17 protein-coding genes are annotated in these 18,902 nt (G+C 40.8%); 5 read left to right on the top strand and 12 right to left on the bottom strand.

All coding sequences use genetic code 11. The features are described from left to right. Positions 1–263: 263 nt before the first annotated feature. From MHI58_RS01240 to MHI58_RS01225, 4 genes are all read left to right on the top strand, one after another. Positions 264–2,327, top strand: coding sequence for a thioredoxin domain-containing protein (locus tag MHI58_RS01240; protein WP_368004358.1), 2,064 nt, complete (start codon positions 264–266; stop codon positions 2,325–2,327). Positions 2,328–2,479: 152 nt separating this feature from the next. Beyond that, positions 2,480–3,250 carry a SurA N-terminal domain-containing protein gene (locus MHI58_RS01235; protein WP_368004357.1) on the top strand — a complete coding sequence of 257 codons (771 nt, stop codon included), beginning with the start codon at positions 2,480–2,482 and terminating at the stop codon, positions 3,248–3,250. Positions 3,251–3,468: 218 nt separating this feature from the next. Next, a complete protein-coding gene (glpT, locus tag MHI58_RS01230) occupies positions 3,469–4,803 on the top strand; it encodes a glycerol-3-phosphate transporter (protein ID WP_008343899.1) in 1,335 nt (444 codons plus the stop codon). A 92-nt stretch (positions 4,804–4,895) separates the two neighbouring features. Further along, positions 4,896–5,777, top strand: a complete 882-nt coding sequence (locus tag MHI58_RS01225; RefSeq protein ID WP_045034665.1) for a glycerophosphodiester phosphodiesterase — start codon at positions 4,896–4,898, stop codon at positions 5,775–5,777. Positions 5,778–5,817: 40 nt separating this feature from the next. On the opposite strand, the gene MHI58_RS01220 is transcribed toward MHI58_RS01225, so the two are convergent. The 12 genes from MHI58_RS01220 to MHI58_RS01165 all read right to left on the bottom strand — a co-directional run bounded on the left by MHI58_RS01220 (position 5,818) and on the right by MHI58_RS01165 (position 15,500). Next, entirely contained in the window at positions 5,818–7,206 is a 1,389-nt protein-coding gene (locus MHI58_RS01220) for an amino acid permease (RefSeq protein ID WP_368004356.1), read from the bottom strand. 219 nt (positions 7,207–7,425) lie between these two features. Next, positions 7,426–8,184 (bottom strand): DUF4097 family beta strand repeat-containing protein, encoded by a 759-nt coding sequence (locus tag MHI58_RS01215; protein WP_368004355.1) that lies wholly within the window; start codon positions 8,182–8,184, stop codon positions 7,426–7,428. Between the two features lie 27 nt (positions 8,185–8,211). Continuing rightward, positions 8,212–8,883, bottom strand: coding sequence for a hypothetical protein (locus MHI58_RS01210; RefSeq protein ID WP_045034667.1), 672 nt, complete (start codon positions 8,881–8,883; stop codon positions 8,212–8,214). A 28-nt stretch (positions 8,884–8,911) separates the two neighbouring features. Then, positions 8,912–9,544: a TetR/AcrR family transcriptional regulator gene (locus MHI58_RS01205; RefSeq protein ID WP_008343904.1), complete on the bottom strand. Its 633-nt coding sequence runs from the start codon at positions 9,542–9,544 to the stop codon at positions 8,912–8,914. Positions 9,545–9,673: 129 nt separating this feature from the next. Further along, positions 9,674–10,564 (bottom strand): AraC family transcriptional regulator, encoded by an 891-nt coding sequence (locus tag MHI58_RS01200; protein WP_024719134.1) that lies wholly within the window; start codon positions 10,562–10,564, stop codon positions 9,674–9,676. A 93-nt stretch (positions 10,565–10,657) separates the two neighbouring features. Next, a complete protein-coding gene (locus MHI58_RS01195; RefSeq protein WP_368004354.1) occupies positions 10,658–11,605 on the bottom strand; it encodes an alpha/beta fold hydrolase in 948 nt (315 codons plus the stop codon). Positions 11,606–11,660: 55 nt separating this feature from the next. Continuing rightward, complete coding sequence (locus MHI58_RS01190) at positions 11,661–11,960, bottom strand: hypothetical protein (protein ID WP_008343907.1); 300 nt, start codon at positions 11,958–11,960, stop codon at positions 11,661–11,663. Next, positions 11,957–12,172 carry a helix-turn-helix transcriptional regulator gene (locus MHI58_RS01185; protein ID WP_039176085.1) on the bottom strand — a complete coding sequence of 72 codons (216 nt, stop codon included), beginning with the start codon at positions 12,170–12,172 and terminating at the stop codon, positions 11,957–11,959. The genes MHI58_RS01190 and MHI58_RS01185 overlap by 4 nt, the downstream gene beginning before the upstream one ends. Positions 12,173–12,356: 184 nt before the next feature. Continuing rightward, positions 12,357–12,962, bottom strand: coding sequence for an ABC-2 transporter permease (locus MHI58_RS01180; protein ID WP_008343909.1), 606 nt, complete (start codon positions 12,960–12,962; stop codon positions 12,357–12,359). Continuing rightward, positions 12,946–13,821, bottom strand: coding sequence for an ABC transporter ATP-binding protein (locus MHI58_RS01175; RefSeq protein ID WP_368004353.1), 876 nt, complete (start codon positions 13,819–13,821; stop codon positions 12,946–12,948). The genes MHI58_RS01180 and MHI58_RS01175 overlap by 17 nt, the downstream gene beginning before the upstream one ends. A 5-nt stretch (positions 13,822–13,826) precedes the next feature. Next, a complete protein-coding gene (locus MHI58_RS01170; RefSeq protein ID WP_008343911.1) occupies positions 13,827–14,198 on the bottom strand; it encodes a GntR family transcriptional regulator in 372 nt (123 codons plus the stop codon). Between the two features lie 174 nt (positions 14,199–14,372). Then, complete coding sequence (locus MHI58_RS01165) at positions 14,373–15,500, bottom strand: DUF418 domain-containing protein (protein WP_045034669.1); 1,128 nt, start codon at positions 15,498–15,500, stop codon at positions 14,373–14,375. 386 nt (positions 15,501–15,886) lie between these two features. On the opposite strand from MHI58_RS01165, the gene MHI58_RS01160 reads away from it, so the two are divergent. Next, positions 15,887–18,889: an amino acid adenylation domain-containing protein gene (locus MHI58_RS01160; protein WP_045034670.1), complete on the top strand. Its 3,003-nt coding sequence runs from the start codon at positions 15,887–15,889 to the stop codon at positions 18,887–18,889. Positions 18,890–18,902 lie beyond the last annotated feature (13 nt).

The raw sequence follows: 18,902 nt of genomic DNA, 5'->3' as shown, positions 1-18,902 counted from the left end.
ATAGGTTTTCATAATTAATGAAGTGAATAAAAGAATTGAAAACAAATCTATCGAAAGTTAAAATTTCCACAGCAGTCCCTATAAATCTTTGACCTAATTATAGTTTTTTGATTTTTGCTCAGTTTCAAAATAAAGAACTATCGGTTATTATCCTACGTAACTTTTTTGAAGTAGTACTATCTAAATTCAGATGAAATTCCTTAAGCCCATCACCCTTTACACTCAAAAAGATTTGATAAATAAATATGAAAGGAGGAGATTCCATGTCTACTAACAATAAACCCAACAGATTAATCACTGAAAAATCTCCATACCTTCTCCAACACTCCCATAATCCAGTTAACTGGTATCCATGGGGAAAAGAAGCATTTGATAAAGCAAAAAAAGAAAACAAGCCTTTGCTGGTAAGCATCGGCTATGCCACTTGCCACTGGTGCCACGTCATGGCACACGAAAGCTTTGAAGATCAACAAGTCGCTGACATCCTAAACGAGCATTTCATTTCAATCAAAGTCGATCGTGAGGAGCGTCCAGATATTGACTCGATGTATATGTCCGTTTGTCAGATGATGACGGGGCAAGGCGGCTGGCCGCTCAACGTGTTTGTCACGCCTGATCAAAAGCCGTTTTATGCGGGGACTTATTTTCCAAAAAGAAGTGCTTACGGCCGTCCTGGCTTCATTGAAGCACTGACGCAATTGCTGGATGCATATCACAACGATCGAGATCATATTGAATCATTGGCAGAAAAGGCAACAAATAATCTGCGAATCAAGGCAGCAGGGCAGACAGAAAATACGCTCACTCAGGAGTCGATTCACAAAGCCTATTATCAGCTCATGAGCAGCTTTGATACGCTATATGGCGGCTTCGGTTCTGCGCCTAAATTTCCTGCGCCTCATATGCTCACGTTTCTCATGCGTTATTTTGAATGGACAGGGCAAGAAAATGCGTTATATGCTGTCACAAAAACGTTAAACGGCATGGCAAACGGCGGTATTTATGATCATATTGGTTCTGGATTTACTCGATATTCAACAGATGAAAAATGGCTTGTGCCGCATTTTGAAAAGATGCTGTATGATAACGCCTTGCTAATAAATGCCTACACTGAAGCCTATCAAATCACTCAACATCATGAGTACGAAAAGCTTGTCCAGGACCTCATTCAATTTATCAAACGAGACATGATGAATCGTGATGGCTCTTTTTATTCGGCAATCGATGCCGATTCAGAAGGAAAGGAAGGGCAATATTACGTTTGGACAAAAAAGGAGATCATGACCCATTTAGGCGATGACCTCGGCACTTTATTTTGTGCGGTCTACCACATCACAGAGGAAGGAAATTTTGAAGGACAGAACATCCCTCATACCATTTCCACCTCATTTGATGACATCAAGGCAGCATATTCAATCGACGACAAAACCCTTCATTCCAAACTGCAATCCGCTCGACACATCTTACTCACTGTAAGACAGCAGCGACCTGCACCGCTAATCGATGACAAGGTACTCACCTCATGGAATGCGCTGATGATTTCCGCACTTGCCAAAGCAGGGAGTGTCTTTCATGTAGAAGAAGCCATACGCATGGCAAAACAGGCAATGTCTTTTCTCGAAACACAGCTCTTTCAACAGGGACGCCTCATGGTCCGCTATAGGGAAGGGGACGTAAAGCATCTAGGCTTTATCGAAGATTATGCGCACATGCTCACAGCGTATATGTCTTTATACGAAGCGACCTTTGACCTAGATTGGCTGACAAAAGCCAGAGCCGTTGCTGAAAATATGTTTGAACTGTTTTGGGATGAGCAAATCGGGGGCTTTTTCTTCTCAGGCTCAGATGCAGAAGCGCTTATCGTTCGGGAAAAAGAAGTATACGACGGGGCCATGCCGTCTGGTAACAGCACCGCACTCCAACAGCTTCTGAAACTAAGCAGAATGATCGGACGTCAAGACTGGATCGAGACACTAGAGAAGATGTTCAGCGCCTTTTACGTCGATGTCTCTTCCTATCCAAGCGGACATACCGCCTTTTTACAAGGACTATTAAGCCAATATGCCGTAAAACGAGAAATCATTATTCTCGGGAAAAAGGGCGATCCGCAAAAAGAACAGCTTCTACAAGCATTGCAAAAACGATTCATGCCATTTGATCTCATTTTAACTGCCGAAACAGGGCAAGAATTAGCAAGGCTCGCACCTTTTGCAAAAGATTACAAAACGATCAACGACAGCACGACAGTCTATATTTGTGAAAACTACAGCTGCCGCCAGCCGATCACCAATCTCGACGAAGCGATGGAACAATTATTTCAAATTTAAGCTGTCATATGATGACTATGAGAAGACAAAATGAGGACAAACAGATAAAAAAAATGTCAATCCGCTAACAATTCGTCTATACGGTTTTATTTTTCCTCTAAAACGGTTAGAATGCGCACTAGATGTTCTCATACCGAAGGGAGAGAAAATAATTGAAAAAAGTATCATATACACTCATTGCTTGTCTGTTATCAGTGGGGCTTGCAGCCTGCTCATCAAACGATACGAAACAGGATAAGCAAAACGATTCAGCCAAAAGCAAGGAAACAACACAGGCTGACCAAAAAGAGCAGCAAAAGCAAATGGAAGAGATGCAAAAGAAATTAGACGCACAAAAAATTGATGATCAAAAGGTCGTTGCGACCGTCAACAAAGATAAAATCACAGGCAGTGAATACAATAGCGCTCTATCGACCATTCAAGGTCAACTTCAGCAGTCAGGACAAGACCCAACATCTAAAGAAGGCGCAAAAGCTGTCAAGAAACAAACCATTGATGCGCTAGTAGGTCAAGAACTCATCCTGCAAGATGCTGAGAAGAAGGGCTATAAAGCCTCTGACAAGCAAGTCGATAAGCAGCTAAAAGAAGAAAAGAAACAATTTAAAGACAATGCTCAATTTGAAGAAGCACTCAAAAAGAGCGGACTGACAATGGATCAGCTGAAAAATGATATTGCCGACAGCATCAAATACAGCCAATATGTCGACAAAGAAATTAAATCAGCCTCTGCGTCTGAAAAAGACGTCAAAGCGTACTATGACCAATACGCCGAACAAATGAAAAAACAAAAACAAAAAGCACCTGATTTCAAAGACGTCAAATCACAAATCAAGAAGCAGTTAGAATCTCAAGAAAAGCAAAAAGAAGTACAAAAAGAAATTGATCAACTAAAGAAAGCTGCAAAAATTGATGTATCAATTTAACCATTATTAAAAATCCGCCATTGTGCGGATTTTTTTCATCACTTCATGAACTGTTTTTCCAAAATAATGACAAAAGCCTCATCATAAACATCTTCTCCATCCGATATGATGGGAGTACAAAAGAAAGCGTTATCAATTCTTTTGTCTCTGAAAAAGTACAAGATCAAAGACAGACCTCGTACTTTTGTTTCAGTCATATCTACAAGAGGAGGATGTTTATGTTCAAATGGTTTAAACCAGCTCCGCATATCGACAGGCTCGATGATGCCAAAACAGACGAAACCTATAAACGGTTGCGGCTGCAAGTCTTTTTGGGAATCTTTATCGGATATGCGGGCTACTATTTGCTGCGCAAAAATTTCGCATTTGCCATCCCTTATTTACAGGAAGAGGGGTTCACAAAAAGTGAATTAGGCTTTGTACTGGCGGCTGTTTCAATCGCTTATGGCTTTAGTAAATTCATTATGGGGATGATCTCAGACCGGTGTAACCCAAGATACTTTTTAGCCGCTGGACTCTTTCTATCAGCTCTTATCAATATTCTATTTGTCTCATTTCCATGGGTGACATCCAGTGTATGGATCATGTTTTTATTCATGTTCTTAAACGGCTGGTTTCAAGGAATGGGGTGGCCGCCATGCGGACGAACGATGGCGCATTGGTTTTCGGTGAGTGAACGTGGAACAAAAATGTCCATTTGGAACGTCGCTCACAATATCGGCGGGGGGATTCTTGCACCGCTTATTACATTAGGAATTGTTTTGTTTGCGACGTGGAAAAGTATCTTTTTCTTCCCTGCCATCATCGCCATTATCGTCTCCTTCGTCATCATTCTTCTCGTTCGGGACACCCCGCAATCCGCTGGTCTTCCGCCAATCGAAGAATACCGAAATGACTATCCGGCACAACAATATGAAGATCAAGAAAAAGAATTAACCGTAAAAGAGATTTTGTTTAAATATGTACTCAACAATAAATTCCTTTGGTATATCGCCATTGCCAACGTCTTTGTGTACTTTGTCCGTTACGGGGTCGTAGACTGGGCACCTACCTATTTAACAGAAGCAAAAGGATTCTCACCAGAGCATTCACGCTGGTCTTATTTCCTTTATGAATATGCAGGCATCCCTGGTACATTATTGTGCGGGTGGATTAGTGACCGCTTCTTTAGAAGCCGCCGCGCACCTGCTGGCGTCCTCTTTATGATTGGCGTATTAATTGCGGTTCTTGTGTACTGGTTAAACCCTGCTGGCAATCCAATGGTTGATAACATTGCCCTCATCAGCATCGGGTTTTTAATTTACGGACCCGTCATGCTCATTGGACTGCAAGCCATTGATCTCGCTCCGAAAAAAGCCGCTGGCACTGCTGCCGGGTTGACAGGATTCTTTGGATATATTGGTGGCTCTGCTTTTGCTAATGCCATGATGGGCGTCGTCGTCGATCACTATGACTGGACAGGAGGTTTCATTTTACTAGTTGGTTCTTGTATCCTTGCAATTGTGTTCCTCGCCATGACATGGAATACAGGAAAGCGCGTAGAGCAAGCTTAATGAAAATCACATAAAAGATTCATCTCCGCCCAACATGCCCTTTACATCTATTTCTTATGATGGAGGCAGTTACCGTAAAAGGAGGATAAAATATGAAGAAAAGTAGATTACTTGCTTTCGTGTTACTCTCTTTTGCTTTACTGTCTTTTGGTTGGGTGCCGACCACCATGTCGGCACATGAACATCTTTTATCTCCAGATCGCATTTTAACCGTTGCACACCGCGGAGCATCAGGGTATGCCCCAGAGCATACCCTAGCTTCCTACAAGCTCGCCACAAAGATGAATGCAGATTACCTCGAACTTGACCTTCAAATGACAAAGGATGGACACCTCATCGTCATGCACGATGAAACGGTTGACCGGACGACAAACGGAACCGGCTGGGTCAAAGACCTCACACTCGCCGAAATCAAACAGCTCGATGCCGGTGCATGGTTTAACGAAGCCAACCCCGACAAACAAAATGCCCACTTTATTGGACAGCAAGTCCTCACATTAGATGAGGTATTACGCTACTTCGGTAAACGAGAAAATTATTATATTGAAACCAAAAAACCAGACATCTATCCGCAAATGGAAGAAAAGCTATTGGCTGTCTTAAAGAAACATCATCTTCTTGGAAAACATACGAGAAAAGGGCAGGTCATCATCCAATCTTTCAGCCAAGAAAGTCTATTAAAATTGCAGAAACTCGCCCCTCGGCTTCCAAAAGTACAGCTATTAGATAGAGCACAAATGACGTCTATTACAGATGATCAGCTCGACTTCATCAAATCGTATGCAGTGGGGGTCGGACCGAATTTTAGAGCTTTGACACTTGAAAATGTACAGCAAGTCAGAAGCCATGGACTCCTCCTTCATCCATATACGGTAAACAGCGAAGCAGACATGACACGTCTTCTGCAATACGGCGTCACCGGTCTTTTCACCAACTTTCCAGATGTCTTTCAGCGTGTCAAAGCTTCTCTGTAAACGACAAAAGCCTTGCGGGTCCACTCCGCAAGGCTTTTGATTATTTCACCGTTTGATCAGAAGAAGCTGTTTCAATCGGTTTTCGTTTACCAATTCCAAATACAAAAAAGCTAAGCACCACTAAAATCAAGAACCCAATTGCCACAATGAGAGAAATTCGTGTATCCTGATTAATCAGCATAAACACAAGCACCATCAGCAAGAATCCGATTGTCAAATAGTTAGAAAATGGCGCAAGCGGCAACTTAAACGGATGCTGATCAAGCGCTGCCCCCTTCGCCTTTCTGAAGCCAATGTGACTAATTAAAATCACAAACCAAGGCACCATACCAGGAAGGACACTCGCACTATACACATAAACGAAAATGTTTGGCGGAGAAACGTAATTTAAGACCACCCCAACCGCTAAACCAATCAGCACAGCAAATGTCCCAAAATACGGTACACCATTCTTCGAAATTTTTGTAAAGAAAGCAGGTGCCTGTCCATTCACACCTAATGTATAAAGCATACGTCCCGCACTGAAGATTCCACTATTACAGCCGGACATCGCTGCTGTAATGACAACAAAGTTAATAATACCTGCTGCTGCCGTAATTCCAATTTTCGCAAACGTCGCCACAAATGGACTGCCGAGCGTATTCAGCTGATCCCACGGATACACAGTTACGATGACAAAGATCGCACCGATATAGAAAATCAAAATACGCCAGATGATGCTTTTGATGGCATTTGTCAGCGTCTTTTGCGGATTTTGCGCCTCACCTGCAGTAATCCCAATGAGCTCTACCCCTTGATAGGCAGCAATCACTAGGGACAATGCAAACAAGAAACCGCTAAATCCACCTGTAAAGAATCCGCCGTGCGCCCAAAGGTTAGACAAACCAATCGCTGTTCCACCATTGCCAAACCCAAAGAAAATAATGCCTAAACCTGCAATGATCATTAAAATAATCGTCACAATCTTGATCATCGCAAACCAGAATTCAAACTCACCGAATGACTTAACCGAAATCAAGTTGGCCGCACCTAAAATGATCATGGCGATTAATCCGGGAATCCACGCCGGTAACTCCGGGAACCAATATTTCATATAAGCACCTACGGCGATAATCTCAGACATTCCAACAATGACCCACTGGAACCAGTTACTCCAAGCTGTCATATACCCCGCAAGCGGATGAATATATTGATGCCCAAATGTAGCAAACGATCCCGTACTCGGTTCAAGATACAACATTTCTCCCATCGCACGCATAATAAAAAAGATAAAAATACCACACACTGCGTACGCTAGAAGAACCGATGGACCTGTCCATTGAATGGCTTTAGCTGACCCCATAAATAAGCCAACACCAATTGTGCCGCCAAGCGCAATCATTTGAATATGACGAGCACTTAACCCTCTCTTTAATTCCTTTTGAGCCACTTCTATTCCCCCTCATCAACAAACAACATAAAAAATAAAAAATCAGAATTTTCATTCTGATTCAAAATCTTCAATCTTTCGATGTATATTATCATAATAAATCTACCCTTAAAAAACAATTGTTTTTTTGAGGAAAACACTATTAACAAAATATTCTGACATAAAAAGATATTCAAATTATTTTATATTGATATATCGAATCAGAGGATCATCATCGCTTCAATGACCATCACTTAATAGAAAAGAACCTCCCCTTATATCGACCTCAAAGCTTTTCCCTCCATTTTTATAAACCATTCTATCCTGATCATCAACACAAGGAAAGTCATTGTGAAAAGTACCTGATCTTTTCTTCACATAACAAATAAATCCATCATTTTCCGGAATCGCCACTTTGACAGATGATCCAGTTGACGTCGATTTGAGCGAATGCAGCATGGCCTTTGAATGTATCTGTACCCTTCTGCCTATTAAATTCAGATCAATATCTGAAAAAGCACCTACCATCTCCACTTTTGACGAAGTAGTACGCAGGCTCAATGTCTGCGTGTTGAGCTGTTGACTAGAGATAAGTCCACCCACTGTCTGCAAGCGCAGATGCTTGATTTCTCCCGTAAACATGGACTTTCCAGAAATCAATTGGCAGTCAGCCTTCTTCACCTTCAGTCCATCCAAGAATAGATTTGCTCCTTTACAATGAATAGACAAGGACTGTAACTGTGCCTGAGGGAGGTAAATCTCCAAATTCGTTTGATGAAGATGAAGCCCCAAGCTGATCGCTCGTTTTCTTTTATCTTGAATGACTAGCCTGCCTTCCTGCACTTGATGATGCAGTAAATACCGATGGGGGAATACGTGATTGGTGGTCTGCTTCATCAATAAATAAGGATGATCATGGTGATAAAGGCGAACATCTCCCACCAGCCAGTTTAACGAAAGTTCCGTTATTGCTTCTTCAATTTGAACCGTATGCTTCACATGTCTCCATCCTTTTCCCATCATGAATTACCTCGTTTGCAGCCGGCCGATGCGGCTCCACAATTCCAAGATCACAATGAGGACTGCTGCAATCATCACTCCTGACAGGATGAGATTCATTTGATCATTGCCATAAATGGCGAGTGATACATTTCCTAAAACAGCACATAAAACAATTGCAGTCAGGACGGTCATCAAAACAGATTTTTTGCTCAAGCCTATTCTCATCGCCATCATGCCAATCGCTTGAACGCAAACAATCAACATAAAGAATGTTTTCATCAATTGAAACAGAGAACCTGCCGTCAGCGTATCGTGAACAATAGGGAAAAACAATTCAGTCACACTAAACACAACAAACGAAGGAATGATACTGCACATCATCGCAAACGTTGAAAGGCACACCATCCATATCATATGAGAAAGGAATCTCACTGAATTGGATGTGCGTTCCTGATAAACAGTCTTGCCTACACGCCAATACAGCATAGCTGTGATGATAGAAAAAAAGATCATCCATACTGTACTCGTTAACAAATAAATATTCGTATATTGCTGAAAACCCGGTTCGCGTTCAATTTTTGCAGCAAACGCAATAAAATAGATGAATACTAGCAGCACAATACTCGCGATGAAACTAGCTTGAATATACTGCTTCATGTGGCCTTTTCTTAGCTCAACCTTCATAAAATGAATCATACGTCATCCTCCTATCAGTTGGCATTCTTTATCTTTCGGGCAGATCATACCCGCCAATTTCAGCATAGTGCGCTGTCACCTTTTGAATAAATAGATCACTCACAATATCCACGCCAAGACCCTTCATCATCTGCTTTAAAAAACACAAACGCTGGACCGTTTCTTCATGATTGCGTACAAACAAGGTGGGATTCAACCATATATTCACAAGAAGCAAAAATACTTCTGCCACTTCACCAGGAAACGCAGTTTCCATCGAACCATCCTCAATCCCTTCAATGATTAACTGTTTGATTCTCAAAGCATCCTGATTGACACCTGTCTTCATGCCTTCAATCACAAATTGTGGGTTTTTCATCTGATCAACCAAGATCCCATCAATCGAATGAGACTGCGGGTCTGCCACAAGCTGCTCCAGAATAAGCTGCAGCTTCTCTTTCGCATGAGCTGCCTCCGTATGCTCAATTAACTCCTCAAGCTTCTCGGTTGCATAACGAAACTGCCGATCCATCACGCCGCGTAATATTTCATCCTTCGATTTAAAATGATGATAAATAGCCCCTTTAGACATATTCAATTCATGGATAATATCTTGCAAACTTGTCTTTTCAAATCCCTTTTCCTGAAACAACTTTGTCGACACGTCCAAAATTTGCTGCATCGTCTTTTCTGGATACTTATTTCGCGCCAGTTCAAACGCCCCCTTTTACATACCGACCGTCGGTATGTTTATTTATATTTTTCATTATAAACGGTTCATGCAGATTTGTATACAACAAAAAAAGACCGCTCACACGGTCTTCTCAAGCTCAAAATGCAAATTCATCGGCACATCTGGCAGAGCCGAAGCCTCCACCATATTCGTTGTAGGTGTTTTCTCATCCACTTCCTCAAATCGAAAACCGTCAGCCCAGACTGTTCCATGACCGCTGAGTAGCACTCCAAAATGAATGGATTCACTACGCGTAGGAACATCTAATACGATCGCATATTGATTCCATTCCGTAGAATCTGTCACAGGTCGATTCTGCATATTATCAAACTGCACCGTATCACCCTTTCCGTCATCTACCCGCATCCAAATTCCTGCTGAAGATACATTCTCTGTTTTCAAGAAAGCAGAGAGCTTCAATCGCTTGCCTACATACTCTTTTGCTTGAAACCCCTGCATCATCGTCGCAAACTGTCCTTCTTGTACGCCTTCTTTAGATGATAAAACACCTGATTGCTTTCCCGTATGAAACTCTGCTGTATCAACACCCATCTCATACATATGCGGATGTGAACCACTCAAACCCCAGCCAGGTACTGCTTCATGTAATGTCATCGAATCTTCCTCCTTTTTCATTTGCATGTCTCTCATCATGGACCTGTACATTCCGGGAGGTAAAGAATAAAGATGCTTAAAAGCACGCGTAAAGGCTTCCTGCGATTGGAATTGTAACGAAAAAGCGATGTCTAAAATCCCCTGATCCGTATACAAAAGAAGCTGTGCAGCCGTAGCTAATCTTCGTTTCCGCACATATTCCCCCATCGACAGCCCGGTTTCTCGTTTAAATACACGCAGCAAATGAAAATGTGAATATCCTACTTTCTCATGCACCTGTTTCAGCGACAGCTCATCCATCAAATGCGACTCCAAATAAGAAATCACCTCTTGCGTCACCCGACTATACATCATCTCCCTCACCTCTTCTTGATCATAAAACAAATCAGTTCACTCGTTTTGATCAAAATTGCGATGTTTCATCTGTCCAGCTGAGGAGGAAAAACGCTAACGTGAGCGCTCGTTGTTCGATAGAAACTTCCTCACATCATCTGCGATTTCTTTTGATTTCGTATGATGCAAATAATGGCCACCTTTGAAAGTAACGACTTTTCCGTGGTCTACATTTTTCAGCAGCTCTTCATGCATTGGTTTCCAGTTTGGTGTTTCTTTCTCCGTTTGATCCGCTAGATAGAAAGCCACAGGGAGCTTCTTAGGGAAATGTAGGCGTTGAGCGTTTTTAAAATTGTTTCTAAAGTTTTCTGCCTCACTAGCTTGGCTTTCATCTAAGAAATTTCGGAAAGTCAGCATTTTAATCTGAGCTTTCGTTTGATCATCTACTTTAGGCATCACTAGTTGATCTGGATTCATTTTCACTATCAATCTGTAAAAGCCGGATTGATGAAGCAGCTGTAAGCTGGAGACTGGCAATTCATCTGCATCCTCCTGCTTAGGAAAACTACTATCAATTCCAACAAAGGCTTGGACTTCTTTTTCGTATTGATTCACATATTCTAATCCATAAATGCCAGAAATCGAATGACCCATTAGCGTATATTTTTTAATATTGAGTTTTTGCAAACATTCATGAATCTCATCCACAATGTTTTGACTTGTCCTTACTTTATCTGTGTCGTCACTTAAACCATAACCAAACGGTTCAATCACTACGACTCTATAATATGGCGATAACTCCTTGACTAACGGTTCAAAATCCAGCACGGGTGAAGCAGTTCCATAGCCTGGGAGAAGGACAATCGTTTCTTTCCCATCGCCTTCAATGAGCACATTCATCTGCTTCCCATCCACCAAGACCTTTTGCCCATAAGCTTCTATTTTCCCTTTCTCCCGTTCATTACTAACGAGGTTTACAAAATAAACAGTAGCTAGAAAAACAACCATGACCGTGATAATGGTGCCTATGGAGATCAACATGATTCTCAATATTTTTTTCATTGGTTTTCTCTTCCCTTCATGATGAAGAACTCTAGCTTACATCCATCGATGAAAATTAATATTTTCTTTCACAATAGATGATGCCGATTGTATTTGCGCAAACACTTGATACATACATAAACGTAATTGCTATATAAAACCACTCTGTTGGAGATGAGAATTGATGGACCAAAGATTGAACGACAGCAACCAATATATAGGCTAAAGCCACACCTATAATGGAAAAACTTCCGGCTTTCGCTAAAATAAATTGACCTCGTTCATCATGTTTATATTCACGGTTTTTCTTAAATTGAAAGGCCGTGCTTAAAATAGAAAGGGTAATGAGAGAATAAAGTATGATCGTCGTTATCATTGTTGTTCCTCCTTGTCGACCTCTTGAAATACGTCATACAAATCAACTTCAAATGTCCTAGCAATTTGAAATGCTAATTTTAAAGACAAAGAATATTTACCATTTTCAATCGCTGCCACAGTTTGACGAGTCACACCTAACTTCTCTGCCAAATCCTTTTGTGTCCAGTCTTTTTCTGCCCGTAATACCTTAATTCTATTTTTAATCTCCATTTCAAATTCCTTTCTTAAAGGATGATTTATTTAACAATATGTTAAAAATAATTAACATTATGTTAATTAACAATAACCTCTTTTCTTCTGTATGTCAATTTCACCGGATGCAAAAAAGAATCATCCATTTTGAAAGGCCTACCTCAAAATGAATGATTCTCTATAAATGATGTGATCATCTGATTTAAAACACTTTCCTCTGGTAAATCGCAGTAGAAAGTCCCCAAGACAGCAAGTAGATGAGCATAATCAGTACAGTTGACCCCGTATATACAATAGGGATCGATAAATTCATGATAAAATCAGTGATCCCACTGAATTGCTCTGCTAAATAGAGAACAACAGGCGGTCCCATAGCAGATAAGACGATAAAGCCAATGATCACTGCCGTTGTGATATAACCAGGCTTTAAGATATAAAACAATGGAAACGTACATGCTGCGAACAATAAAAACAACCCGCTGCCAATCGCAATATCTGACAGCGAAAACAGCTTCCCAAACACAAATAATGCAGCACTTGTCAGCACGATCGCAATACTCATATAGAAAATAGCGCCAAGATAACGTGATGCGATAATTTCTTTACGTGTATAGGGCAAGGAATTTAATAGAATATTCGTTTCTGCCTTCTCATCATAAGCATATGTGTTAAATGGAATAAAGACACTAGCGACTAGAAATGTTAATACTGGATGGACATCCATAAAAATGAAAAATAAGATAAACGGAATAAAAATAAGTAACTGCTTCTTTTGCAAAATCACATCACGCTTAATTAAATGAAACATGCGCAACCCCGCCTTTCAAATAAAACATGATATCCTCAAGCGACGCCGGTTCAATGACAACAGCATCCCCAAAAATAAGTTTCACCTCATCAATCCGATCTGTTAATGCTTCAAATCCGGCTGCCGTACGCTGAATATGAATAAACGCCTTTTCTGTGTCTCGATCCAGCAAATCCAGGCTCCCCTTCACCAGCGCATAATTCTCCGCCACCTCATGAATTGACTGTTGAAAGACCAATCTTCCATTTTGTATAAACGCAATATAATCCGCGATGCGATCTAAATCAGTCGTCATATGCGTTGAGAAAAAAATCGTTCGATTTCCATCAATCATCAATTCTTGTAACGTGCCGAGCAGCTCTCTTCTAAAGACCGGATCTAGCCCAGCAGTTGGTTCATCCATGATAATCAGCTCTGCATGGTGCGACAGCGCAATCGCAAGCGATGCCTTCATCTGCATCCCTTTTGAAAATGTTTTAATCGCTTTATGAAGCGGCAGGCCAAACTGTTCAATATATTGATAAAATAGTCTATCATCCCAGCGTTTATAGGCAGGTGCCACAATTCGTTTGATGTCTTTTAAATTCAATCCTGGGAAAAAAACGTTAGCATCGTAAACAAAGCCAATTCGTTCCTTAATCTCTTTTTCATGGGTGCGATAATCTAATCCAAAAATTTTAACCTCACCAGAATCTGGTTTTAACAAATTCATGATCATTTTAATCGTGGTCGACTTACCGGCTCCATTTTCTCCAATAAACCCAGTAACAAAGCCCTTTTTGACCTGTAAATCAAGATTCTGCACAGAAAAGCCTTTGAACCGTTTTGATACTCCTTTGAATTCAATCACGTGCTCCACTCATCTCACTCCTCATACAAGAACTTTAATAACTGCTGCAATTCATCAAAAGATAAGCCTAATTCCTTGCCGTTTGTAACAACCGCTCCAAGCTGTTCCTCAATCACCTTCAATTTTTTCTCTCTCATGACCTCTAGGTTTTGCTCGGCAACAAATGATCCCTTACCGACAATCGAATAAATAAATCCTGCCTTCTCTAACTCTTCATATGCACGTTTTGTTGTGATGACGCTGATTTGTAAATCCTTCGCCAGCTTTCGGATAGACGGCAGTCCCGCACCTTCTGCAAGCTCACCCGTTAAGATCAACGATTTGATTTGTGTCGTAATTTGCTCATAGATAGGCTCCTTAGAATGGTTAGAAATCGTAATTTGCATATAAAAAACCTCTTTTTTCTGTACTGGTATTCGCAATGAAATATTGTATATACACTATATACACATTATATACACACTGAAAAAATATTCAACTCCTTTTATTAACTTTTTTGAATGCGATCCAACTAAAAAACCGCACAGCTCTTCAGCCATGCGGTTCCTCAACAAATCAATTTATCTCCAATATACCCATTTTCCCATAAGCCATTCCACAGGCCCTCTTCTCCACTTTTTCAAATAGAGATAGCTGATGAACAGCTGAGCTGTGTAAAGTCCAACAGCAAGTACCAGTCCAAACATTGAGCCCATTTGTCCGAATAACCCAAGTCCGTAAGAATAGAAAATCGTTGTACAAATAATAGATTGAGCCAAATAGTTTGATAAAGACAATCGGCCCAGTCCTGCAAGCAAACGTTTCAACCCTTGTGCAGCATTTGAATAGTAGAAGACAATAAAAGCTTGAATATAACCGATCGTCAGGACATAGGCTCCTAACGTCAACACCATTTCGCTCCAAGGAGCATCACTGAACGTCGCACATTTTAAAGCGAGCCCGATGATAATCATCCAAACCCAGCCTTTACGATAAGCCATGCCTCGATCTTCTTCTGTCAAATGACCTTTTTTCCCGATCGCCATGCCAAGCAGTGCAAATGGCCCCACCATGATCGTACCGAATAGAAAACCCAAGATCGGCATCATCGTAATGGTCACGATCGCCATAATAATGGTCACAATCATCATATCGTCTTCAATCGTCACCCGGCTCAATAAAATATCACCGTATGCACCCTTCGCATACACATCAGTTAATAAATCATCATTTCCATAAACAAAGGTCATCAGATATGGTAAAACCACTAATGACAAAGCACCTAACACACCTGACCAAATCAGCATTGTTTTGATCCGGCTGCTTAAAAACATCATCAAGAAAAACGTACATGCTCCATAATATAAGAGAATATCACCATTCCAAATGAATATGTAATGCAGCATCCCAAGCACAATAAGACCAAAGCCGCGGCGAACGACGATGGCATTCGTATTCAGCCCCTTTGCCTTTGTGGATTCAATCAACTTGATAAAAGAATACCCAAACAAAAAGGAGAAAATCGGATAAAATGACCCCTGGAACAAGATCTCCGTCACATATACCCCAAACTCCTGTCCCCATATGCTCGGATCAAACATCTTCTCAAAATCATAATCATATTGAAAATTAAGCATATTCACAATCAAAATACCTAATAAACTAAAACCACGTAAACTATCAATAAACTCAACCCTAGATCCCTTCAACACGACAGCTCCTTAAACAATATATAACAAATTTAAGATATACCTGTATATTTTACCAAATATTTTTCGAAATAGTATATATATTTCTAATAAAAAAGTGATCTTTCATCCTATCAGTGAATCCAGCCTATCTTATGATTCAATTTCCCCCTATTTTCATCTCCTCTTGATCATCAAAACGCTCATTCAAGGAAAAAGCCGAGGGTCCCATACATTTTATCTCTAAATAGGACAATATATCTGCATATTATTTCAATTATTATATAAATTTTACATTTCATTGTTAATATGACCTTCATTGACAATGAATATTTCTTCATATACACTTTGGGTGGATTTAGGAATAACATTCCTAATCTATCAAATTCTAGAGGGGGAATATCATCATGAATGATCAAAATTTATGTGATATCATGAGACACCACGCCACTCACACGCCGCATCATCCAGCTTTAGCGTGCAACCATCAGAACATCACATATGCTGAACTTGAGAAACAAAGTAACCAGTTCGCCAATTACCTAATCAAAATGGGCGTAACGAAAGCTTCTCATATTGGCCTAGCCTTAGAAAGATCACCACAATTGATTGTCTCTATTCTCGCTATCACCAAAATAGGAGCCGTATATGTGCCTATAGATATAAATTACCCTAGTGAACGTATTCAATTTATGATTGAAGATGCCGAACTATCGTTTTTACTCACAACATCACATGTCACTCAAAGCCTAACCTCCTTGCCTATTCCTACTATCTACTTAGATAAAGAAAAACATCTCATCCTTACACAATCAACGTCAAACCCGTCTTTTGATGTCAAACCTTCTGATGCCGCTTATATCATGTATACCTCTGGCACAACAGGAAAACCAAAAGGTGTTGTCATTACACATAGATGTATCATGCACCTAACGCATAACCCTTCCTTTCTGCCCGTTAATTCTTCTGATACCTTAGCATTATTATCTACCATCTCTTTTGATTCCTCTACATTTGAAATATGGTCCGCTTTATTAAATGGAGCGACACTCGCTATTCCTCCTTCTGGAAAACTGACTCCTGAACTCGTCAGTCAAACCATTAAAGACTATGATGTATCGATTCTTTTTTTAACTACTGGATTGTTCAACTTGATGATGGAGTTACACCTGAACGATATCAAATCAGTTAAATACGTCGTCTCTGGCGGAGATGTCATGTCTCCTCAAGTCGTTCATCAAGCATTAAAGGAGCTCCCACATACGACCATCATTAATGGCTATGGCCCGACAGAAAATACAATCTTCACAACAACTTTTCAACTGCCAGACACCTGGGATGATCTCGTCAGTATACCAATTGGCAGACCTGTAGCAGGAACCATCATTGACATCACAAATGAACAAGGTGAATCTGTCTCTCAAGGACAAATAGGGGAACTCATCACTTCGGGAGATGGACTAGCATTAGGCTACTGGCGAAGAGAAAACCTAACAAAGGAACGTTTCATCGAACGGAATGGAAGAACCTATTACAAAACAGGGGATCTTGTTCGACAACAACCTGATGGGCTGATTGAATATATTGGTAGAAAGGATGACCAAGTCAAAATTAGAGGCTTTCGTATTGAGCTTAGCGAGATTGAGCATGTGTTGATTCAGCACCCAAGTGTTAAATCCTGTTTGGTGACAGCCACAGAAGTGATACCTGGGGATAAACGCATCATTGCATACATCATTCCGTCCAACAAAAAGACATGGGATCTATATACCATTCAAACTTATGCAAAGAAAACATTCCCTGATTTCATGCGCCCTGCACATTATGTTCTATTGACAAACTTCCCTACGACCACAAATGGAAAAGTCGATCGAAAAGCACTACCAAGACATCATTTCGACAGACCCAAACTGCAAACTGAATATGTCGCACCAACCAATCAAACCGAAGAAGCACTCTGTGAAATATGGACAGACCTATTAAAGGTAGAGCCCATTGGCACAAACGATCACTTCTTCGACTTAGGAGGAAACTCCATCCTTGCCGCCAAAACCTTAATGCGTATGCAGGAAACATTACACGTTGAACTACCTGCCAGCACCCTTTATGAACATCCTACGATTCAACAAGTTCATCTTATGCTACAAAATCAAACACCTGAGCCGAAACAACAGCTCACATCAGAGGGATTTTTAGATGAAAAGATTCAGCCAAAGCACCTATTCGATTCTAAATCCTTTAAGCAGAATGCCGTGTTATTAACAGGAGCAACCGGCTTTCTAGGCGCTTATCTCATTAAAGAGCTTGTTCGAATGAATCCCTCCATCCAAATCTATTGTGTCATCAGAGCAAGAGACAAACAGCACGCAAGACAGAGAATACAAGTAAATATGGAGAAATATCACCTATGGGACGAACATTATCTGAAACAACTAAAACCGATTGTAGGTTACTTGGACAAGCCTCAACTAGGGCTCTCAACAGAGGAATTTCAACAACTCGCCCAAACCATTGATGCCATCTATCATAATGGAGCAAAAGTCAATTACGTTCAGCCCTATCACATGCACAAGGATACAAATGTCACCGGCACAGAAAATATCATCAAACTCGCCTGCACAGAACAGGTAAAGCCTGTTCATTTCTTATCGACCATTGCCATATTCGGACCTGCCGGGTATCTAGATGGCACGACCGTTCTTTTTGAAGATACATCCATCGATGCTTATCTTCCTATTGTAGAAAAGGACATTGGGTACTCTCAAAGTAAATGGGTGGCAGAAAAAATCATGTGGGAAGCAAAAAAACGTGGCGTGCCGATCACAGTCCTTCGCCCCGGCTTCATCATGGGCGACAGTCAAACAGGCGTTCATAATACAGAGGATTACATGGCGAGACTAATCAAAGGATGCATCCAATTAAAGGCTTACGGTGAGCTACCGAATCAACGAAAAGAATTCGTACCCGTCGACTTTGTTTCAAAAGCCATTACAACCATATGCAAGGATCCAGCCAACTTCGGCAAAGCCTATCACCTCGTCCCACCTCAAGAAGAAAGCATGGAATTAGGTGAATTTTTCCAAAAAATCACAGAAGAAATAGGCTATCCATTAGAAAAGAAAGCATATAACGATTGGGTAGAAGCTCTCATTCAAGCAAGCGACCAACACGCAGACAACGCCCTTACGCCATTTCTTCCAATGCTCACTGAAAAGGTAGAACGAGACAAAACAGTCTGGGAACTATACGAAAACATGGCGCATTTTGACTCAACAAATACTCAAACGGTTCTCCAAGCACATGGAATGACCTATCCCCCTATGGATGATCATTTAATCAAACGCTATTTCAAATACATGGAGGACATTGGATTTTTAAAATTTGATTCAAACACTGCTCTGAGACTATAAAAGCATTCCCTTG

Origin of the sequence: Bacillus sp. FSL K6-2869, from assembly GCF_040869405.1 — a bacterium.
In the GTDB taxonomy this organism is placed as follows: domain Bacteria; phylum Bacillota; class Bacilli; order Bacillales; family Bacillaceae; genus Bacillus; species Bacillus altitudinis.
Note: the sequence above shows the minus strand (reverse complement) of the source record. Positions and strands in the feature narration are given on the sequence as shown.